Annotated in this window: 17 protein-coding genes; 4 read left to right on the top strand and 13 right to left on the bottom strand. The window is 61.5% G+C overall.

Annotated elements, in window-relative coordinates; genetic code table 11:
- Positions 1–3: 3 nt before the first annotated feature.
- The 11 genes from ACX80B_RS15495 to ACX80B_RS15445 all read right to left on the bottom strand — a co-directional run bounded on the left by ACX80B_RS15495 (position 4) and on the right by ACX80B_RS15445 (position 13,097).
- The gene (locus tag ACX80B_RS15495; protein WP_459297757.1) at positions 4–447 is read right to left on the bottom strand and encodes a hypothetical protein; all 444 of its coding nucleotides are present in this window, start codon (positions 445–447) and stop codon (positions 4–6) included.
- Between the two features lie 64 nt (positions 448–511).
- Positions 512–940, bottom strand: a complete 429-nt coding sequence (locus ACX80B_RS15490) for a hypothetical protein (protein ID WP_459297755.1) — start codon at positions 938–940, stop codon at positions 512–514.
- Between the two features lie 109 nt (positions 941–1,049).
- Positions 1,050–2,855 (bottom strand): alpha/beta hydrolase, encoded by a 1,806-nt coding sequence (locus tag ACX80B_RS15485; RefSeq protein ID WP_459297753.1) that lies wholly within the window; start codon positions 2,853–2,855, stop codon positions 1,050–1,052.
- 5 nt (positions 2,856–2,860) lie between these two features.
- A complete protein-coding gene (locus ACX80B_RS15480; RefSeq protein WP_459297751.1) occupies positions 2,861–3,184 on the bottom strand; it encodes a DUF6507 family protein in 324 nt (107 codons plus the stop codon).
- Between the two features lie 194 nt (positions 3,185–3,378).
- Positions 3,379–3,819 (bottom strand): hypothetical protein, encoded by a 441-nt coding sequence (locus ACX80B_RS15475; RefSeq protein ID WP_459297749.1) that lies wholly within the window; start codon positions 3,817–3,819, stop codon positions 3,379–3,381.
- 49 nt (positions 3,820–3,868) lie between these two features.
- Positions 3,869–5,995, bottom strand: a complete 2,127-nt coding sequence (locus ACX80B_RS15470) for a hypothetical protein (protein ID WP_459297747.1) — start codon at positions 5,993–5,995, stop codon at positions 3,869–3,871.
- Between the two features lie 1,141 nt (positions 5,996–7,136).
- Positions 7,137–8,627, bottom strand: coding sequence for a hypothetical protein (locus ACX80B_RS15465; RefSeq protein WP_459297745.1), 1,491 nt, complete (start codon positions 8,625–8,627; stop codon positions 7,137–7,139).
- 171 nt (positions 8,628–8,798) lie between these two features.
- Complete coding sequence (locus tag ACX80B_RS15460) at positions 8,799–9,854, bottom strand: zinc-dependent alcohol dehydrogenase family protein (protein WP_459297743.1); 1,056 nt, start codon at positions 9,852–9,854, stop codon at positions 8,799–8,801.
- A gap of 8 nt (positions 9,855–9,862) precedes the next feature.
- Positions 9,863–10,540, bottom strand: a complete 678-nt coding sequence (locus ACX80B_RS15455; protein ID WP_459297791.1) for an endonuclease/exonuclease/phosphatase family protein — start codon at positions 10,538–10,540, stop codon at positions 9,863–9,865.
- 99 nt (positions 10,541–10,639) lie between these two features.
- Positions 10,640–12,346, bottom strand: a complete 1,707-nt coding sequence (locus tag ACX80B_RS15450; RefSeq protein WP_459297741.1) for an alkaline phosphatase D family protein — start codon at positions 12,344–12,346, stop codon at positions 10,640–10,642.
- Positions 12,347–12,440: 94 nt separating this feature from the next.
- A complete protein-coding gene (locus tag ACX80B_RS15445) occupies positions 12,441–13,097 on the bottom strand; it encodes a GmrSD restriction endonuclease domain-containing protein (RefSeq protein ID WP_459297739.1) in 657 nt (218 codons plus the stop codon).
- A 507-nt stretch (positions 13,098–13,604) separates the two neighbouring features.
- Between ACX80B_RS15445 and ACX80B_RS15440 the strand changes: the two genes are divergently transcribed.
- The 4 genes from ACX80B_RS15440 (at position 13,605) to ACX80B_RS15425 (ending at position 19,793) form a co-directional block, all read left to right on the top strand.
- Positions 13,605–17,405, top strand: coding sequence for an amino acid adenylation domain-containing protein (locus ACX80B_RS15440; RefSeq protein ID WP_459297737.1), 3,801 nt, complete (start codon positions 13,605–13,607; stop codon positions 17,403–17,405).
- Between the two features lie 3 nt (positions 17,406–17,408).
- Positions 17,409–18,167 (top strand): 4'-phosphopantetheinyl transferase family protein, encoded by a 759-nt coding sequence (locus tag ACX80B_RS15435; RefSeq protein WP_459297735.1) that lies wholly within the window; start codon positions 17,409–17,411, stop codon positions 18,165–18,167.
- Positions 18,164–19,093, top strand: a complete 930-nt coding sequence (locus tag ACX80B_RS15430) for an EamA family transporter (protein WP_459297733.1) — start codon at positions 18,164–18,166, stop codon at positions 19,091–19,093. Before ACX80B_RS15435 ends, ACX80B_RS15430 begins: the two co-directional genes overlap by 4 nt.
- 115 nt (positions 19,094–19,208) lie before the next feature.
- Positions 19,209–19,793 (top strand): HutD/Ves family protein, encoded by a 585-nt coding sequence (locus ACX80B_RS15425; protein ID WP_459297731.1) that lies wholly within the window; start codon positions 19,209–19,211, stop codon positions 19,791–19,793.
- Positions 19,794–19,797: 4 nt separating this feature from the next.
- Here ACX80B_RS15425 and ACX80B_RS15420 read toward each other — a convergent pair whose 3' ends face one another.
- Positions 19,798–21,000, bottom strand: coding sequence for a cysteine desulfurase-like protein (locus tag ACX80B_RS15420; RefSeq protein ID WP_459297729.1), 1,203 nt, complete (start codon positions 20,998–21,000; stop codon positions 19,798–19,800).
- A gap of 68 nt (positions 21,001–21,068) precedes the next feature.
- On the bottom strand, positions 21,069–21,995 hold the full coding sequence (locus ACX80B_RS15415; protein ID WP_459297728.1) for a lysylphosphatidylglycerol synthase transmembrane domain-containing protein: 927 nt from the start codon (positions 21,993–21,995) through the stop codon (positions 21,069–21,071).
- Positions 21,996–22,012 lie beyond the last annotated feature (17 nt).

The raw sequence follows: 22,012 nt of genomic DNA, 5'->3' as shown, positions 1-22,012 counted from the left end.
GCGCTAGTTGCGGCCGACGACGACCATCAGCAGGAGCTGCAGGAGCGGGTAGACCATGACGCTGAAAACAGTTATTCCGAGAGACGCTGCTGTCCTGAGTGCCCCGAAAGCCAGCCGCACTCCGGTGCGGAACCTTGTGCGGTCCTTGTGGTATCCGTTGACGATCCAGCCGGCCAACACCGTGGCGAGTCCAATCGGGAATCCGATGATGAATGTCCACCCTCCGACATCGGCGGAAATCGGGTCGGTGGTGCCGAAAGGGTAATTGCTGACGATCAGTTCAGGTGAAAAGACGTTCACCCATGTGGCCAGGACCAGGTAAGGAACCATACTCAGCACAATGATCCCACCGCCGATGTATTTGAGTTTCCTGCGCCATGCCGGTCCCTCGCCGACGCGATGAGTGCCAGCGGGAGGAATAGATGGATCGATGCGGTGGGAGGTCATCTGGGTCTTCTTCTTGTGGCGGGCCTGTCCCGGCAAAGACAATAGCGGAAACCTCAGCTGCGGTCTATTTGGTGATCTGGTCCATGTCCCGGTGCGTCGAACATTCACTGTCGACTATGAGTCCGCTTCCGGTCTCGCCCACTGTATAGGCGAATGACGCGCCATTTTCTGCTCTCATGGACAACTGAATGTATTTGCCTATTCCGGCCTCGTCCTTGAACTGATTGGTGACAGTGAATTCTCGGTCGAGAAAGTGTTCCTTGATCTTCGCGGCCGCGGCCTGCAGATCATCCGCGCCTGGCCCGAGCAGGGACTGGGAAAACCGCTGTACGTCGGAGGCGTCGCCACAGGGAGTGCCCCGGTAGCCGTCAGTAGCCTCCGGCTGCCATGCGGCCCCATCATTGTAGGTCCACTTGCCACCGTGAATTCGGACGATGCTGTTGGCAAGTTTATTGAGCTCAACAGCAATTTCGGTTGGCGGTTTGTTTCCCACGGTGTCCTCTTCCATGCCTAGCCCGCACGAACCCAGCCCGAGACTCAGAACGAGTATCGTAACAACCGCGAGCCAACGGACGCATCGTGGGCGGTGTGATCGGAACTTGTTAACGGACATATCGTAACCATTCCTGTCGCGCTTCGAGCTCCCGATGATTTAAGTCTGTATCAGTGGTCTCAACCAGCCCTCCGTGACCGCTGATGACCTTCGCGATGCTGTTGAGGCTCTGCGTGTCTACATCAAGATAGCCACCGCCTGCGTCGGTTTCCCAGAAGGCGAAGAAGTTCTCACCGTCTCCGAGTGCGCTGTGCCCGGTAGTCTGGGCGAAGTTTTCGGTGCCTTCGGAGCTAAAGACCTTTGCATCGAATGCCCTGGCGGTCGGGCTCACCCGCTGATCTGTTCCGCCCAAGCCAGCCAAGTCAATCCCGGTGGTGGCAACCACGTCCCTTCTGGCCTGGGTAGCGTAAACTTCCGGGTTTCCCTTACTATCGGTGGCTACGTGCAAGTCTGCTGATTCGTCGACGACGTCGGGGTTGACTCCGGCTGAGCCGTAAAACACCACCGTATCGAGGTCGAAACTGGTGTGGGTCAGGGCCAGCGACGCGGTCGTGGTCCCGTACGAGTGTGCAGTCACTGAGGTGAATGGCATAGCCCCATCCGCAATGCGGGCGGTGTGGAAGCCCTCCAACGCTGAGGTCAGCCGCGGAGCCCCGGCCTCTGCCGAGACCATCGAATTGACCTCCCAACTGGGCAGTTCATCCGGCGAGTCATAACCGACCCACGCCACCACCGTCTGGTTGTCCTCAGGATACAGAGCCCCTTGCCGGTCGTAGATGTTCTGGGATGCGTCGGTCCAATAGATCATGTCCCCGGTGTTCGACCCCATCCCGGGCACGTTGAAGGTCACGTGATCGGCAGTATCGAGGTCGCCGATCGCTACGGCGGCCAATGGCGGGCTGGACGCATCGAAGGAAACGAGACTCCGCTCACCACGGCCCCTCGCCTCCGACGCCAGGCTTTGTTTGATGTTTTGGTAGGCGTCGCGTTGTTTCTTGGTGGCGAATGGTTGGCTGGCGGCGAGGGCCAGTGCTGTGGCGTTGGCGGCGGCACGGGTGTCGTAGTCGATGCCTTCGAGGTTGCCGACCAGCGAGGGCAGTTCCTTGGAGAACAGGTCGCGCATGTCCTGGTCGAGACCGCGCCACCATTGCCGGTTCACCGCCGGATCATGGCCGGCCGCCCTCGGCGGTGCCGCCAGGGCAGCAGCCGGATTGGCCCCTACGAACGTCTTCAACTGGGCGGGGCTGAAACCGGCCAGCAACCCCAGATACCGGTCAAAAGCCGCCGCCGGATCATCGGCCGTGCCCACTGCCACCCGATGGGATGCTGTGGCCGCATCGAGTACGTCTCCGCCGCCGGGCCGGTCCGCGTCCGAGTACATGACCGGCACATCCACTCCGGAGCGTTCGAGCCTGGAAAGCGCGCGGATGCAGTCGTCTTCGGCCGCCTCCAGCCGGGCCGCCAGCGCGTTCGCTCTGTCCTGCAGCCGGCGCTCACCGGTAAGGAGGCTGGCAGCGTCGGCCGGTGACCATGTTTGGGCTTCGTGGTCGGCGAAGTCCGACTGTAATTCCGCCCGGGCCCTGCGGATGGCTTCAACTTCGGTGGCGAAAACCTCCAGGGCCTTCGCCGCTGTTGCCAGGACTTCGGCCAAGCCCGCTGCGGTGTCTTTGGGCCGGTCCATCGCCGCATACAGCATTTCCTGCTCCGGAGCCTGATACACCCCGGCCAGGTTTGCCCATTGCCGGTGGGCGTCATGGACAGTGTCGCTGAACCGTCGTCCGAACCGTGCCATATCGATGGCGGCATGGGAGAGCTCCTGCCCATCGGGTAGCGCGGCGATCGCCGAGAGATCCACCCCGCTCACCACACACGCCCCAAAGCGGCAATCGTGCTGGTCGCCATCTGCTCGTCGCCGGAACGATACGCCTGGACCGCCGTGGAGGCACCACCGACGGCGTTCCACCCGCCGGCGACAACCGAGCGGGCATCGGCCATGGCCACCGCATCGGTGAATGCGTTGAACGCCGGCCCCACCCGGCCCATCTGCAGGGCAGTCCCAACGGCATCCATACAGGACCGGAACTGCGTGTCGGCGCGGTCGATCTCGTCCAACCCGCTCTCCACACCTTTCACGATGGACGTGGCGGCTGGCACGTCGACGTCATACCGCACGAAGACCGCCACACGACGCCAGACCGAGACTGAACACAGAGACCATCTCACACGAATGGGAAGCGGGAAATCAAACGGAGACTAACACTGTGACGGCGTATCCAGCGTGTTGGTTTATCAGAATTCTCCCGGAGGACATGCTGCCATCTTCGTGCCACCAAGCATGCCCAGAGACGCTGCACTGTCGCCGAGGACATGATCTCCTGTCACCGAGTCTTGGGCTGGTCCGCCCCACTGGAACGGTTCTCAACGATCAGGATAAAACCGGGCGCCGCAACGGCGCTCAGGCCAGCGATGATGACCTCTGGCAGCGGAAAACCCACTCCCGTAGACGACGAAGCGAAATGTAAAGCGGCCGCTGACACGCCTACCGCAAGGTAAGCAGCCAGCGCCGCCATCACAACAGTCTGCCCCGAACGCAGGACAAAGTAGCTGACCGTACTCGCGACGGCTCCGATCATGGCACCGATGATGGCCCCGCCAATCAGGTGCCAAGCTGCCATGCCAGGAGCAACACCGGCAGGATCACTGCCCGCATAGAGCAAGAAGTAGGTGACTACGGCTATGGCGGCACCCGCCAGAAGCGCGACGGGAATCAGCCAGAAAAGCTTGTTTATCCTGCCGTTTGATGGGTATGAAGCTTTCACGATCAGCTGTACCTTCGGCTGTAAAGGACCAGTTTGGTGGTAAGACCAGCTATCGAATTTTGGATGTCGCGGCGGATGTCTTCGCCACGGTGGTGTAACCGGTTTGGTGGCCGGTGACCTTTACCTTGATCCTGTCGTAGCGGTCTGCGGCGACCAGCCTATACGTGCGGCCGGTCGCGCCCTTGATGGCTTTGCTAGAGCGGTACCACCGGTAAGTGAACTTTGTGTTGGCCGTCCAGGCCCGCGGGTTGGAGGTCAGCCGGTGGCCGACCTCTTTGCTGCCGGAAATCGTCGGGGTGGACGTCTTCAGAGTGCCCTTGGAGATAACGGTCGTGGGCTTCGAGTAGCGGTAGGAAGTGTTGTATCCGGGAAGGCTGGTTGCCAAGCGCACTTTGATCGTCTTGCCTGCGTCCTGGCCGGTCAACCTGTACGTCTTGTCGGTCTCACCCTTGATGGCGGTGCTGCCGCGATACCACCGATAGCGCATTGTGGGAGGCATGTCCGGGTCCGGCACGGATAGCCCATGCCACGAGACGTTGCTGTACGGTGCCGTCAGGATGTAGCCGGCCTTCATCGTGCCGGTCGGGGCGCTCACCCGGTCGGCGATCGAGAAGACGCCCTTAGTGACGGTAACGGAGGTGGCAGCTGTCCTCATGGTGGCAGAGATGAAGCCCGGCTTTGAAACGCTTATCCGGACGGTGTAGGAGTGTGTTCCTAAATCGTCGACCCTTGGATAGTAGGCCGATTTGGTTGCCCCGGTAACAGCCTTTCCGTCCCTGTACCACTGATATTTACGAGTCGTTTTTGGCGTCCACGTCGATGGTATGCGGACGGACCACTGGGCGCCGATACGACTGGAGGGGACCTCGATACTGAAGCTGGGGGCCTTGATTGTCCCTATGGCAACAGGCCCGGTGGGAGTTGACGTCTTTGAGGTGGTCTCGTAGCCGGTTCGCCGGGATGTCACTTTGACGCTGATCGACTTGCCTAGATCGGCGGCGGTCAGGGTGTACTTACCGGCGGCGGTGTGGAAGTACCAGGGGTCCATCCATTGCATGTCGATCACGGTGCCGTCGCGCATCCATTCGACCTTGTATTGGCCCTGGACCAGTGCCGGCTTCCAGATTCCCGGATCCACGGTCAGCGTTTCTCCGACTTTTGCAGTTCCACTGATGATCGGGGCTGCCGGTTCGAAGACTCCGAGCACGACGGGATGGGTGGGTGCAGACATACGTGAAACCGGATGGAAGCCAGGGCGCGTCCAAGTGACCTGCACAGTCAAGCGCTTGCCCGCGTCTCCGGTCTGAGGGGCGTAGGAGCGTTGGTAGGCGCCTTTCGGAGTGACGGGGGTTCCGTCCGCGAACCACTGGAATTCTTGTGTGCCCCCGTGGAAAACGTCGCCCATTTCCACGTGGAGCACTGAACCGCCCTGGGGCAGTCCGGTGATTGTGGGCGTAGATGGACTCCAATCGGACAGCGGAACCGGCACGGGAGCGGACTCGCGGGCGGTCGTGGCGTACCCCGGCTTCTTGGCCGTGACCTTCACGGTTATGCTCCCACCCCCTAGGGACGGATTGACAGTCAAACTGGTTCCGCTGCCGTAAATCTGGGTTCCGTTCCGGTACCAGGCATACGTCAGGCCTGGTTCGGGGCTCCAGATGCCGGGGTCCACCGCGAGGACCGTGCCAGGATCACCGGTGCCGTTGAGCACTGGCACCGGGGCATCTGTGAACTGCTCGATGGCAGGTGTTGCCAAGGCCGTGTCCGGCAGGGTAATGCCAGGTGAAGAGACGGCCACCGGATCGGCTGCTTCAGGCCGAAATGCGTCCTGATGCCACTCGGTGATGTGGGGGCCGTCCAGGCGGGGCTGTGTGTCGGTGTACCGGAGACGGTAGGAATGATCGCTGGCCACCGAGAGGGTGTACTGGCCGAGGGTGTTGCTGGTTCCGGTCGCGTCCGCTGGCACGCCCGCGGCCCCGGCATCCGGGCCGCTGAAAGCCGCAACTTGGATACCCTGAAGCGGCTGGCCGGCCTCGTCTAGGACCCGTCCCTGCAGGAATGCATCGGCTGCGTGTGCGGGAATCGCCCCGGCCAGCGATCCGGCAGCCAGAACGGCCGCGACGAGCATCGCGTAGAGAGACTGCCGGGCGCGCGGCATCGCGGATTGAATATTCAAGTTTCCCCCAAGTTTCGCAGAGCGGTCAAGATGTTCCGACTGCCGCGCAAATTTTAGCACGGTATGTGTGACTGCTGGTTAGCGGGAGCCCTAGTATGTGAACCATCAGCACAGTTGTCAGGAGGCCGGTATGAGCGAACCGAAGATGGTCGATACTAGGGATACCCGCTGGAAGAGGAATATCCGTCCTACCGGGTCCAGGTGTGGCATCGCAGGAGCCCAAACCCGGACGAGGCACTGTTTCTAGAGGAGTACCAGTTCGACGACGTCGACGTGGACCGCGTCCTTGAATGGGCTTCATCCCAGGAGGGGCCAGCCAGGGAGGTCGTCGTCTATGCGCGGATCACAATGAACTACGAGCCGGGCCTCATCCGGTTGCGCGGCAGCGACCCCTCCGTCCCAGACTCACCACCCAGAAGCTGAGCCGCAATGCCCCTGACAGGGTTTTTCATCGTCTGCATGGTGCTGATGTCCGTCTGCGGGTCCTGGCTCTATTTGGTGACAGACAACGGTGAGGTCCGGATTGCTGGGGTTGCTATCGCAGGGTGCGGGTTGGTCGGCGCCACCGCTGGGGTTTTGTCGCGGTCGGGAAAATGACCAACATGGTTTAGGCGGGCACGGGTTCGATCACTTTAAAGACAAGCAAAGGCTGCCAGTCGGTGCCTGGGTCACACCGTAACACCACTCATTCCATTATTGCCGTCGGCGCTCGGGGCAACGGACTTGCCTTTGAGGTCCTTGCAGTTCTCGGGCAGGTCGGCGTCAACAGCAAATTTGATATTGCCGGATTCAATCTCATGACGGCCAGCCGGGACGACGGTCAGTTCTGGACAAAATGGCTCCAGACTGTGCTGGATTCGGTGTGTACCTCTATCGCGCTCCTCCGGCTGCCTCCATCCGGATCCCACCGAACCGGTGCCAACAAGGGGACGACGAGGCATCCTGCTCAAACGAATTCGACGTCGACCTGGCTGAGCCGATTCTGCGGGTGGCCGGGCCGGATCAGGAGACCGCCTGCTGCTGATCGAGTGCGTCGTCTCGGCGGTGCCATCGCACGCCAGCCGGAAGTGCCAAATGCTGTTGGATCCATCGGGCATCTTCCCGCCTGCCCGACCTGCGGCGTGAGCGGAGCGGCCATGGCCTATTTGAGGTGCAGCGGGAAGGAGTTCCAGCCGTAGCCGATATTGGTCTTGGTCCCGAAGCGGTTTTTATAGACCGGGTAGTAGCGCAGCTGTCCGTTATCCATCCGGACCTGCAGCCCACGGGATCCCTCGGCCTTATACGTTTCGGTGGCCCGGATGCTGTTGGCCCGTTGCCAGCCGCTCCGGCCAACGAGCTTGCGCACCTTGAGGTTCATCGCGTTTTCATACACGTACAAGCGTTGGCCCTTGGTGGTGACGAGTTCGTTCCTGCCGTCCAAGTCAAAGTCGGTGAGCGCGAAGTTCCCGTAGCTGCCCCAGCCGCCAGTGCCGATGATTTCCGCGTCCCGCAGTCGTGAGCCGTTGTCGTAGAGGCGCATCCGGCCGTTGGAGTCCTTGGCGATCACAGATGGCCTGCCGCGGTTCCATTCCCCGACAGTGAATGTCAGGTTTTTCCAGCCGGTGGCCATAAGCTGCCGCCCGTGAAAACCGCCACGGCGCTTGCCCTCGTAGAAGTAAACCCTGCCGTTGTTGAACTGGCCGATCATGTCGAAGACGCCGTCGCCGTTCCAATCGGTGACGTGTGCGGACTTCATATCCTTCCAGCCGGAATGGATACGCACGCGCGGATTGAGCCAGCCGTTGCCGGCCGCCGGGAAGTTCCAGAGCACCCCATCACGTCCAGCCGAAAGGACATCGCCGCCGGATTTGATAGAGGCGATCGACAGGCCGGCGCCAGTGTTCTTGCCTTGGTGCCGGGTTCCGCTGAAGATGTCCCCAACGGCGCCGAGAACCATCCGATCTCCCGGAACGGCTGTGCGGAGGTACCTCTTCACCGTGGAGAGGTGCGTGGAGATGCAGCCCGCGGAGGTCACGTTTCCGGCGTGCAGGAAGATGGCGAAGGATGCGCCGCGGACCGTGGTCATATCGGGTTTGCGGTTCCAGTTGATGACCGCGGCCTGCTCGTAATAACCCTGGTTCATGTACCGGTATAGATTTTCGTCCGATTCGCCGCCGCGGCCCTCGAAGTACTGGTTGTAGCGGGAATTCCGCTCACCGCCCCATTTCGACGACGGTTTGATCCGGTAGTACTTCAAATCGGTGCCTGGATTGGACCTGCCGAGCGCTTCGGTGACGCTGAAGCTACCGGTAGGTGATTTCCAGGTGTCCTCCCACAGCTTGCCTTGCGCCGCGAAACCCTTCAGCCCCGCGAAGCCTGAGTCCACCCATTCCTGCTGATAGCGGACGTTCCGTTTCACGCAGCTGGTAATCCGGACCCGGTTGGACGAACGCGAGGTGGCAGTCGCAAAGGTGACACGCTTCGCTTCGTAGGTGTTGTACTTCACCTGCCCGGCGTTCAGCCGGGTGCAGGGATTGGTGACTTGGTATGCGCCCTCGGCTGGAGGGGCGCTGACCGTTCCGGCAAGGGGGCTTATCAACAGGGCGAGGGCCAGCGCCATTGCGGCAGGCGACATCAAACGGGCGATTCTCAAGGAATGTCCTTATGCAGAGTGAAGTGGCCCGGATGCCGGGCAGACAGGGCAAGTATTCGCCCCCTCCACCCAGGCGGGCAGAGGGGGCGGAAAACCTATCTGATACGAAGCATAAGGCAGAAATCCCCGATCCCTTGACAACGTTGTCGTCAGGGGCGCGGCTGGAACCCGTTAGGGCTTCAGCAGGACCTTGATGGAGCGTCGCTCGTCCATCGCCTTATACGCTTCGGCCGCTTCATCGAGGGGCATTTCGACGTCGAAAACCTTGCCAGGGTTGATACGTCCGGACAAGACATCCTCGAGTAGCTCGGGGATGTACGTGTGCGCAGGGGCCATGCCGCCGCCCACGGTGATGTTCTTGGCGAAGAGGAATCCGATCGGCAACTCGGCTCCTCCGGCGGGAACCCCGACGAAGCCAAGATTGCCGCCAGGCCGGGTGCTCCCGAGCGCCTGCCGCATGGATTCCTCCGTCCCGACGCATTCCAGCACCGAATCGGCCAGCACTCCACCGAGGAGCTCGCGTACTTTCGCCACGCCGTCGTCGCCGCGTTCAGCGACGATGTCGGTGGCTCCAAATTCGCGGGCCAAGGCTTGGCGGTCTTCGTGCCGGGACATGGCAATGATGCGCTCGGCGCCCAGACGCTTCGCGGCGAGTACCCCACACAGTCCCACGGCGCCGTCGCCAACGACGACGACGGTGCGGCCCGGTCCCACCCGTGCACTGACCGCGGCGTGATGTCCGGTGGCCATGACGTCGGAGAGTGTCAGCAGATTTGCCGTCAGGGCGGCATCCGGATCGCTGACACCTTCGACCTTCCGCAGCGTTCCTTCCGCCTGGGGGACGCGGACGGCTTCACCCTGGCCGCCGTCGACATAATCGCCATGCTCGTCGTTGCCGCCCCAACCGGTCAGATGATCGCAGGCTACGGTGACGCCATTGAGGCACTGGGGGCAGTGGCCGCAGCTGTCCACAAAGGGAGCGATGACGAAGTCGCCGGCTGACAGTTGGGTCACTTCACTGCCGGTTTCCTCCACCACGCCGACGAATTCATGACCGATCGCGCGGGGCTCCTCGGTTTCGCGCACGCCGCGGTAGGGCCAGAGGTCCGAGCCGCAGACACAGGACGCCGTCACTTTCACTATGACGTCGGTGGGCCGTTGAATAGTCGGATATTCCCGGTCTTCGACCCGGATGTCACCCGGTCCGTGGATGATGGCGGCACGCATGTATGCTCCTAAAGAATTTCGCTGTACTCGGCGGTTATGAGAATTGGTAAGTGGTCGGAATCGCCGCTTGGCAGGGTCTCGACGTTTTCGATGTCCATCCCTCTGGACGTGGCGAAGTCGAAGTGTCCCTTGAAGACCTTGTAACGCATATAGGTTCTGCTGTCGCTCAGTGTGAGGTCATAGCCGGAGGCGTTCATATGTGCGGTGAGGTTTTTCGTGAAGAAGGGGTAGTTAAAGTCGCCGACCATGAGTGAGATGAGTCCGGAACCCATGCTGAGCAGTTCTTCGTGCGCGGCATGGATCTGCTTCCGGCGCAACGAATTCGAGGCGGTCAGCGGGGCGGCATGGAAGGACCCGACAACGATGTCGTGGTGCGATTCGTTGTCGATGAGGCGTGTTCCGATGAGCCGCTCATGCGCCGGCGCGGCGATCCGGTCATGCAACGACTTCTTGAGGGAAAAGGCATTCGTATCCAGCGCAGTGAAGCGGTCCTGCGCGTAATAGATCGCCAGGCCGAGCCGGTTCGCCTTGGTGGAGTCGGCCAGGTGCAGGGTGCCGATCGTCTCGGGAAGTTCCGATACTTTGCATTCCTGAAGGCACAGGATATCGGGACGGAAATCCTTCGTCAGGTCGACAAGTTCACCACTGGCATTGTGCTTTCGGAGGTTGTAGCTAATGACCCGTATCAGGAAAAACACCCCTTCCGGCGCTGACTAGTGGACTACGGATCGAGTCTACCTACTGAGGCATTCGGATAGATCACGGTACTTCTACGGCGGAAGCTTCTACTGTGGAGGCGGGGTTGAGGATTGCCGCGTTTGTCGAACATCGTTTCCAGCGATCGTTTCCTGATGCACGAGCCGTAAATAGGGAGTGCCATTGGTGTGCTCCGCGCGTTCAATCCGCAGCTTCCCGGAGCCGGTGTCGAGCCGCAGCGACGCCAGGTGATTGCCGAACAACGGACCGGTTGTCAGGGACCACTTGATACCCGCCTTCGGAACCCGTGCTGTGTTGGCCAGCAGGCGGCCGATGAGTCTGGCAATCCAGGAATTCGCGATGATGATGGCCCTTCGCAGCTTCCCCGGATAGTGGCTGCGCAACGGGGAGCTGACGATCTGCGCAACCGGCGCCTCTGCCGTTCGGCCCAGCCGGTTGACGTGTGCGACGTAGGAATGGTGGACGTCGCCGGAGAGCACCAGTACGGTGGCAGGCGCCGCCCCGCGTTGTCCAGCCGCGACTTCTCCAATAGCTGCGGCCAGGCGTTTGAATGAGGTCCGGAACGCCCCCCAGTGCTCGAGATTGCCGATCAGCCGGAGTTTCTCGCCTCTTCTTGCAAACTTGGCTCCCCAAATGCCCTCGGTAAGCGCCTCGTCCCAAGCTTCGACGTCGTGCACTGATGGTTCCAATAAAAACGGGAGGGAGGAGCCGATTAAGAGATGGTCGCAATCGCCCCGGAGCCAGCCCTCGACCAGTTCCCACTCATCCTCGCCGAGCATGTTGCGCCGGCCGGTTTCCAGTACCCGTCCTGAGCGTGTGTCGAGCATAACCAGCCGGGTGCGGCCCAGATCGCGGCAGTAGCTCCAGCGGGACCGCTTGTGACCATTCACTTCATCATCGGCATGGGCGGCGAATTCTCGAAGCCGCTTCTCGCCGTCGTCCGAGTGCATCAGCGCCGGCCACAGGCCCTCTTCAACCAAGGCCGTCGGAGAGAGGTTGCCCATGTGTTGATAGAGCCAATACGCCAGGTAGGCGCCCATGATCTGTTCCGGCCAGCCCGGATCCTGCATCACCTCGCGCCGCCAGTGGGCCGAAATGTTCCAGTGGTTCCGCACTTCGTGATCGTCGAAAATCATCGCCGACGGCACAGTGGAGAGCAGCCAGCGGATATCCGGCTGCGACCAACTGTGCTGATACACCCAGGCATAGTCGTCAAAGTTGCGGGCAGCTCCCTTTGGGGGTGTTCCCGGCGGCTGCTTCCGGGTCATCTGCCCGCGCACCTCGGGCGACAGCCGCTTGTCCGCATAGATTTGGTCTCCCAGCAGCAGCAGAAGGTCAGGTAGCGGGCGTTCACCCGCTTGCAGTGCCCGGGACAACGCAATCAGCGCATCAACTCCCACTGCATCCGGCGCTTCGCCATGCTCCAGTGTCCACGGCTCAATATTGGGACGGTCGACCCTGCAGGAACCAAAAGCGATATTGAGTTCCCGGCCGTCTTCCATCGTACGGATCCGTGGTGTGGCCCGCCGCTCGTCCGGTTCCGGCCAGACGGTTGTTCCATCCAGGCTCACCGAGTACTCAGTCTCAGAACCGGCACCCAGTTGGTCGATAATGACGAGCGCGTAGTGGTGTCCACCGACGGAGAAGGTCCGGCTCGTGCGGCCGAGAACACCGACCTCTGCCGGCGCCGAAGTCTCTACCCAGACCGTGGCCGTTGTCTCGTCGACGTAGCGCAAAATTGGTCCCAGAATCAGGGACGCGTTCGCTGCTGGCATTCCACCAGTGTATTAGGGCAACAGAGGAGGTCAGCCTGAAGAGTCCGAATTCTTTCCGCAGGGAAGATTGCGCATCTGACGGGATCGCCGCAGATTAGCGCTTGGTGACAGTGATGGTCCGGGATGAGCAGGAGTTTGCGAACTTCACCAGCGCGTCCTTTTCCGCTCGGTCGACCTTCAGGCCCCAGCGGATCTTGATTGCGACCCAGTCCGCCACGTAGCGGCAGCGGTTTTTCGGCGGCATCCAGGCTTCGGGTCCGCTGGCCTGCTTGGATGAGTTCAGCGAATTCGTCTGCGGGTTCAGCGCCCGGCGGTCGCCCATGTCGTTATAGAAGTTGATGCGACGGTTTTGGCTCCACGATTTCGCGCCGGATCCCCAGGCTTCATGGACCGGAATCAGGTGGTCGATCTGGACCTTGGAAGCGTAGTAATGGGTGCGGTTATCCCAATTGGTAACCCATTTGCCCTTGCTGACCGTGCACCGGGTGGACGAGGTGAAACGCGGCGTAGTCTTCGACTCCTGAATCAAAACTTCGGCACGGGTGTCCTGACAATCCCGGTTGAAATCCTTCCAATCACCAAAATAGCGGTACCGGTCGTAACCGGTGTTCCGCTCGGTGGCCACCGGCAGCGAGCGGACGGCGCTGCGTAACGATGCTTTGTAGGTGGTGGCGGCTTCGGCCGGCACCGTGAACCCACTCACCAGCAGGATGGCGCCAACGATTACGGACAGAGCTTTTCCAAGCATCATTTACCCCCAAGTAATGAATTATCCAGCGCTCGGCAAAGCCTCTGTATGGATACGGTGATGTCTGCGCGGGACGAAGGTGTCAACGCGACGGAATAATAATGACATGTCCGGATGAATTGCGCTATAGGAACGTACCGGGAACTGATATTTGGATGGTTTTGAACAATTCGTCCTGGCTGCGACAGACCCAGTTCCAGCCAAGTTCGGGGTGTTATAATCCTGTTATCTTCGAGGTGAGCTTCATGCCTAACCATATAGTCCGGGTTGTTGGAGTCGATACGACGAGGTCAGATATGATTCGCGTTTTGATTTCTCAAGTTTCACCTACTCCTGTCTCGTGTCTTGGACCGAGGCTTTATGCGCTGCCCCGTCAGTACTTGCCTCCTCAACGGCCGAAGCAAGGGTCCAGCGCACTCAACTTTCTATTCGACGACGTGGAGCCGGATGCCGGTCTGACGATCGGCGGGGTCCCGGCCCCATAGGAAAGTCTCTCTATAGGACTTCAAAATGGCGTTTGACCAGCTCAATCCGCTTGAACATCTGGAAACGGATGCACTCATTGGTGCAGACTTCTCGGTTTCCGCCAGACAATTGACGACACTGGTGGAACGCCTGGCGGGGGAAATCACCTCCGCTGAAGGCGGAGGAGCGGTCGCAATTCTGGCCGAGCCGGGAATTGTGCCGTCCACGGCGGCTATTGCCGCGCTGTCCTCCCGGCGGCCCTACCTTCCCATCGCCGCGTCCTATCCCGAAGAGCGGATCAAGTACATTTTGGATGACAGCGGAGCAACCACTGTGCTAGCCGCTTCCAACGACGCCGACCGCGTGCGGAGCTGGGGATATGGTCTCAGCGTTGTGGACGTCGAAACCCTGCTCCACGATATGGAGGCAGATGCTCCGGCAGGAACAGCCCATGTGTGGGATCTGGTGGACTTGAAGGTAGAGCCGGATGCCCCTGCGTATCTAATTTATACGTCCGGTTCGACGGGCGATCCCAAGGGAATCGTCGTATCACGGGCAAACCTGGCCAACCAACTGGACTGGCTCCATGAGCAGGCGTACTTGACAGAGGGCACCCGGATCATCCAAAAAACCCCTATTGGCTTCGACGCCGCGCAATGGGAGATACTCGCTCCTCTGGCCGGCGCAGTGTCGGCGACTGTGGAAGCTGGAGAGCACAGGGATCCGTATGCCTTGATCGCCCGGATGCAGGAGGCCGCGGTGACCGCTTTGCAAGGAGTCCCGACTCTGCTCCACGCAATAGTCGAAACCGGCGAGCTGCCGAAGGTGACTTCGCTCCGTCGGATCTTCTCCGGAGGGGAGGCCTTGTCGTGGGACCTGGTGGCTAAGCTTCAAGAGCAATTGCCTGGCCTTGAGGTCGTCAACCTTTACGGGCCTACCGAGTGCACTATCAATGCGACCTCGTTCAAAATTCCGGCCAGCGGCCTCCAGGGGACGCGGCCCGGTACCAACTCCGTGCCGATCGGGAAGCCCGTGTCCAATGTTGGCTTGTCGGTGATGGAAGACGGACCCGAGGGGCCGGTGGCTGCAACGGTCGGCGAACTCTGGATCTCCGGGGCGCAAATCGCCATCGGCTATCAGGGCATGCCCGGAGAAACTGCCAAGAAGTTCCCAACTATCAACGGTAGGCGGTGCTATCGCACGGGAGACCGGGTGAGAAAGCTGGAGGATGGCAACCTTGAGTTCCTTGGACGGTTCGACAATCAAGTTAAAATTCGTGGAAACCGGGTCGAACTCGACGAAATAGCGGCACAATTCCACCGCCATCCTTGGGTTGAACGTGCCCATGCTTTGCTGCTGTCGGGCCGCCGGCCCGGCCAACAGGAGCTTGTCGCCTGCATCCAGCTTGACCCTGGAAATGCACCCTTGATGGATGGTGCCCAGGCGGCATCACACCACCGGTCAAAAGCAGACAGGACACAGGTAAAGGCCCAGCTCTCAAGCCCGGGGCTGCGCGAGGTTGGCGGCATTCCAGAGGCGGATGTCTTCAGTGTTCCGGGCAGCGGTTCAGAGGAACGCATCGAAGCACACACGTACGCGCGGAAAACGTATCGATTCTTCGACGGACCGCGTGCCCGCCAACGTGAGATTCTGAAGCTGATCGCGGCCGCGGAAACAGCCGCCGTCGAGCCTTCCGTGCCCGATGCGGACATCTACCGCGCATCGGTATTGGATATGCTTCACGCCGTGTCGGCTCACCATAGCCCGGAGCGGCTGCTGCCAAAGTACTTGTATGCCTCTCCCGGGGCGCTGTACTCCACGCAGATTTATCTGGAGAACGACGGGACGCTTGGCATCCCGCCAGGTATGTATTATTTCCATCCAATCGAGCGGCAACTCTACCTCCTGCCTGGCCAGAAGGAATGGAATCCGACGGGGCTCCGGTTCCATTTGGTTTCGAAGACCTCCGCAATCCAGGACGTCTACCAGAAGAACGTCAAAGAGGTACAACTGCTGGAAGCCGGTCACATGCTCGGCGCGATGGAACAGTTCGCGGCCCGGCACGATGCCCACGTGCACTTCGAGGAGCCCGGACGAAGCCACTTCCCGGGACAGGAGTCAGACGACGACGTCTACCTGGGCACAGTTGAACTGCGCACTTCGCGGCAGCCGTGGTTGGAGGCCTGCGACTTCTATATTTCGATTCCCGAGCACACGACCATGCCGCTCGAACCTGGAATGTACAAGCACAACGGGCAGAGCGGGCTGCAGCGCATTTCGGATCTCTATGTCCGGCAGAACGAGGTCATCGCCATTAACCAGGCGGTGTACAGCCGGGCCGACTTCGGGGTGGCCATCGTGTCCGGAGAAGACGATCCGCGGCATGCCTACATATCGATGGGCTACCAGATGCACAAGATCCAGGACAACGATCTGAAGTTCGGCTTCATGTCCGCGGGATACAGCTCATTCAGCGGCCACCCGCTGCCCTCGGCAACGACGATTCAAAGGGCACTCGGGGTCTCTGAAGAACGGGACCTTCCGTCATATTTCGCACTGGGAGGACACATCTCGGACGAACAAATCGAGCACCGGGGCATGAATGAAGACTCTGTACATATGACCGGCCCTGCCGAGATGATCACCAAGGACATGACGAACTACGTTCCCGACTACATGGTTCCGGACCGGACGGTGCTTGTCGCCGGGTTCCCGACGACACCGAACGGAAAGATCGACGGCCGCGCGCTGGAGCAGAGTCCGGAAGTAACCGCCCCCTCACGCAACCGCGGAATCGTTGAGCCGGGCACAGCGACCGAAACGCTGCTGGTCCAGCTGTGGCAGGGCGTTTTGAAGGTCGACGACGTATCGGCGGACGACAATTTCTTCCAGGTCGGCGGGGACTCGATCCGCGTCATGATGCTGCTCGCGAAGCTCAAAGAGCAGGCCCACATCACTATCGGGCCAGAGACAGTGTTCTCCAATCCGGTACTGAACGATCTCGCCAGCGCCATCGACGAAGGTTCGCACGCTTCCAGGCTTATCCCGCTGAGTGACTCAATGCCTGGCCCCGCGACCATTGTCTGGCCCGGTCTGGGAGGCGTTCCGATCAACCTCAAACCCTTGGCGCTCAACCTGCAGACTGAGTCCACCGTCTACGGCGTCCGGGCGAGCGGTATCAACCCGGATGAGCCCATCCACAGTGACGTACATGAGATGGCGCGGCACGACATTGAATTGATACCGGACCGCGACTCGTACCGGCTGGTTGGATACTCATTCGGATGCCGGGTCGCCTTCGAGGCAGCCTTTCAATTGGAGAATTGGGGAAAGAACGTCGAGTCATTGGTGCTGGTCTGTCCAGGCAACCCTGCGGTGGAACTCGGGGGAGAGCCTACAGGCAACCGGGCCGCCTCCTTCGAGAACCGCGAATTCGTCGCCATGCTCACCTCCGTATTCACCGGCCGGATCGATCTGGACCTGATAGCAAAGGCCTGGGAGGCCGTCGCCTCGGCCGAGGATATGGTCACGTTCGTGATGGCCAACGTCGATGGATTCGAAGCGTCGCAGGTGCGCCGGATCGTGGATCTGGTGTCCGGGACGTACGAGTTCGACTACTCCTTCACCGAGATGGCGGATCTTCAAATCAAATGCCCTGCACTCATCATCAAAGCAGCCGGTGATCTGTACTCCTCCGTAGAAGACATCATCTCCGATGGACAGCTGGACTTTGACGAGAAGCAGCTGCCGGACGACCACTACACAGTGCTCAGGGAGCCGGGTGTGCAATCCCTGGCGGCAGCCGTACGTGAATTCCAGCTCAAACACTCAAACGCGAAAGGCTGATTGATGCCCATCAGCATGGAGCGGCACGAAATCCGGGACCATCACACGCAGGCGTTTGCGGGTGAACGATCCTGTGTCACGGTTGAGTACGAAGGCTGGCGCGGAACTGCGAAAGTGCGGTTGCAGTCCGATGGCAGGCCAGCGCTGGCGTACCTGGCTGGAGAACTGGATCCTCAGACAGCTCTCTGGTGTAATCGCCGTGAACACGAGCGTGTATACCTCCGGCCCGAACCCGCCCGGTTTGCATCGCTAACGGGCACCGCCTTTGTGCGGCTGCTGATCGGACTGATGGCAGGGGGGATTGACCCGCGGCATGCCGGGCTGGACTACAGGCGCGGTATTCCAGTGCCCACCGACCCACAGTTGCATGCCTCCATTTCCCACAGCGGGTCCATGGTCTGCGCGGCGGTGAGCCGTGGCGCCCAAGTCGGCATCGACGTCGAACCGGAGCACCGGGCGCCGGAGCTGAAGTCCGTGCTCGCCTCGCTCCAAACCGCCACAGCTGAACATATGACCGACCGGCAACTGGTGGAGTGGTGGACTGCGCGGGAAGCTGTTTACAAGGCGTTGGGGGTGGGCATCGCCGGGTTCTTTAGTCCCGAGGCCCTGGTGATACGAGGACATCACTGGTCCAAGGGGCAAGCGGAAGGGGCCCTGGCGGCATTCGAGGTCGTGCACGACAAACAGGGCCGGAACCACTTCATGGCCGTCGCATGTATTTCGATGAACCCCAACGCTTCGTCAGGAAGGGCACCACAATGAAGGCACCGAATGCCACCAGTGCTCCCGCCACGGGCAGAACGACGCCTTGGAAATGGGTGTTGCTGTGCGCTTCCGCGCCTGCCGTGTGGGGCACCACCTACGTCGTCACGACCGAGCTGTTGCCCGCCGGGTACCCGGTTTGGTCCAGCGCCCTGCGTGCCCTGCCCGCGGGTATCATCGGACTGCTCATCTGCCGCCAGCTCCCTTGGGGAGAGTGGTGGTGGAAGTCGCTCGTCATGGGGTTGCTGAATATGGGAATGTTCTTCCCTCTGCTCTTCATCTCCGCTTACCGTTTGCCGGGTGGTCTGGCCTCGGTACTGATTGCCTGCCAGCCCCTGTTCGTCGCTGCCCTCGGCTTTCTGATTCTGAAAGAGGCTCCCACGATATGGAGAATCGTATGGGGACTTATCGGCATCGCCGGCATCGCCATGATGGTGCTGGATTCGGACGCCGTGGTGGATGCGTGGGGCATCGTGGCCGGTATCATCGGCGCCGGAAGCATGGCTGCAGGGATTGTGCTCTTCAAGAAATGGCACCGTCCGGTGGGAGGCCTTACCTGGGCCTCGTGGCTGCTGGCTTGGGCCGGCGTCATGCTTATCCCGGCCTCGTTCCTCTTCGAAGGCGCCCCTCCGCCAATTGATGCCGGTGCCGGAGCAGGTTACGCGTGGCTGGGAATCGTCGGCGCGCTTCTGACGTATTGGGCCTGGTTCGGCGGGCTGGGGAAGCTCCCTGTCTCGGCGGCTTCGTTCCTGCCTCTTCTGTCGCCGATCGTCGCAACGTTGCTCGGAATCGTGTTGCTGCAACAGTTCCTCGGTATTGTGCAGTGGATAGGGTTCTCCATCTGTCTGCTGGCCATCGTATGTGCCCAACTTCCACCGCCAGCGCGGACCCCAAAGAAGGACCAGGTTCCAAAGACGGGTTCCTAAACGGCGCCAGCGCCTGGGTATTCTGGACGAGGCTCATGTTCGCGAAGCGCACGCGGGCCGTGGGTTTGCGCGTGGATCTGCCATATTGACCCCTGCAGGATGACGGAGGAAGTTCTTGACGACGGCGACGCACTATTCGGCGGCGGATTTTACCGTGATGCCGTGGAAGAACGGTGGCGGAACGACGACGGAACTCGCCCGGGACACGGCGGAGGCGGATTACGGCTGGCGGCTCTCCATCGCCGACATTGCGGGGGACGGGCAGTTCTCAACCTTTCCGGGGATGCAGCGGATCATCACGGTTCTCGAAGGCGGCGGCATGCGCTTGACGGTCGACGGGAAGGCCAGCCGGAACCTCCTTCCCTTTGATGCCTACCCGTTCGACGGCGGCAGCGGCACCGAGTGCGTTCTGCTGGAAGGACCTATCCGCGATTTCAATTTGATCCACCGCCAGGACAGCTTCACCTCCCGGGCGGAATGGTTCAGCGTGCCGGATACGCGGACGTTCCTCACCGCCGCGGACACCGTTCTCATCTACAGCACGGGTGCGGGAACAGTTGTGCAGACGTCCTCCGGTGCCGAAATCACGCTCGGCCGGGGCGAGCTCCTCCGGCTCGACAGCACCGGCAGCCTGTACGAGGTTTCCCTCCACGGCACAGCCGGAGGCCACTGCGGAATCTTTGAACTGAGCAGGCGTTGATTCCTTAGACTTCGAGGAATTCGGTCAGGGCATCGATCAGCCGCTGCACGTCGTCGTCGGAAGTATAGGGGGCGAGGCCGATGCGGAGTCCGCCGTCGTCGTCGAGCCCCAAGGTGCGGGAGGCTTCGATGGCGTAGAAATTGCTGGCAGGGGCGAGGATGTTTTGTCCGGCGAGGAACTTGCTGACGTCGGCGGCGCGGTGGCTGTCGAAGCTGAGCAGCAGGGTGGACGTGCGGGCCGCTGCCCGCGAGTGCAGCACGAGGCCGGGCAGCCCGGCAAGTGCGGATTCGAGTTTCTTCTGCAGCGCTTCCTCATGCGCGTCGATGGCGGCGAAGGCTGAGACAATTTGCCCGCGCCGGCCGCCTTCTGTTCCGGCGAGGGAGGCGATGAAGTCCACGGCCGACGTCGCCCCGGCCATGATCTCGTAGGGCAGTGTTCCGAGCTCGAACCGTTCCGGCACGGCATTGGTGGAGGGCAGCAGCTTGTCGGGTTCAATGGATTCCAGCAACTCCGGCGACGCCGCCAGCACCGCACAGTGCGGGCCCAGGAACTTGTAGGGCGAGCAGACGAAGAAGTCCGCGCCGAGAGCCTGCACGTCGACCGCTTCATGGGCCGCATAGTGAACGCCGTCGACGTAAAGCAGTGCGCCGGCGTCGTGTACCAGGCGCGCAATTTCCGGCATGTCCGGTATGGTGCCGACGAAGTTCGAGGCCGCCGTGACGGCGACTACCCTGGTGCGTCCGCTGAGGGCCTGTCCGAGCTCGTCCATGTTCAGTTCCGCAGTGGCCGGATCGAACCCGACCCAGCGAAGAGTGGCACCTTGGCGTTCGGCGGCCTGGACCCAGGGGCGGACATTCGAATCGTGGTCCAGACGCGTGACCACGACCTCGTCACCGGGACCCCAGCTGCGGCTCAGGTGCCGGGAGAAGTCGTAGGTGAGCTGAGTGGCGCTGCGGCCGTAGACGATTCCACGGTGGTCCGCGTTGAGGAAATCGGCGAAGGCGGCGCGGAACCCCGCGACGGCGTCGTCGGCGTTCTGCTCCGGGAGGACGCTGCGGCCGCGGTTGGACAGCGGGCCGGTCAGGGTGGCGGCGATGGCGTGGCCGACGACGTCGGGCGTCTGGGTGCCGCCGGGTCCGTCGAAGTGGGCGATGCCTGAAGCCAGGGACGGGAAATGCGCGCGGAGGCGGTGAACATCGAGGGGCATGGCTGCCTTTCTCCGAAGGGGGATGCGCTCGCTGCAGCGCAGATATCCCGACTATACCCAGACGAGTGTCATATGGGTTTCGTGCCCGCAACATCATCTTTCGCTTCGCGGCGGAAAGCCGCCCGGAGCTGCGCGGCAAGGGAAGTGGACGCGAGCAAGATGGGCAAGCCCGGCAGGACGGATATCAGGGCCAGGATGCCGTATCCGGTGGCTGCGGCAACGCCTTCCGCGCCGGAGTAACCGTAGGCCATGAATGCCAGCGCGGTGGCGCCCTCGCGCGGCCCCCAACCGCCAACACCGAGGGGAATGAATATGCTGGCCAGGCAGATCGCTCCCAGACCGGCCACATGGGCGAATGGAATGCCTGGTGAGGTCATTGACGCCGCGGCCCAGAACATCAGCACAAAGCAGCCCCATTGCAGCAGCGACAAGGACCAGACCGCCGTCGACGCAGGCAAAGCAATTCGGCGGATGGAAGGCCAGGCACCGGCGAATACAACTACAGCCACTGCGAGCGTCGCAATGCTCAGCCGCCAATCCTGTGTCGCGAGCGCGATCGCCGCCGCGAGAATGACGATTACGGTTCCTGCCAACCGTTCTCCCGCGACCGAGCCGATGCTGCTGGACCACGATGACTTGTGCTCGGCCCGGTGCTGGACGGTTCGATGCGCATCGCCGGCCATCCCGCTGGGGAGTACAGAATTCAACAGCGTTGCGCCGTAGCACTGGCGCAACGCTTGACCGGTGGACAGCTCGATCCCATACCCGCGGCAGATAATCCGCCACCGTGCCCCCTGCGCCCAGGTTGCAACAAAGCCACACGATAGTGCCGCCAGCACGGTCCAGACGTTGACCGCTTGAATCCCGGCGGCAAAAGGGGCAACGCCAAAGGCATGAACGAGGTAAGCGATCAGACCCGCCAAGCACACGACTTGAAGGCCGCTGACCAGAAGCATCTTCCGCCCGGCGATCCGGCGGATCATCCGTGCAACCATACCCGCAGTGTACGCCG

Source organism: Arthrobacter monumenti, assembly GCF_054511255.1.
This window is presented reverse-complemented; position numbering and strand designations above follow the sequence as displayed.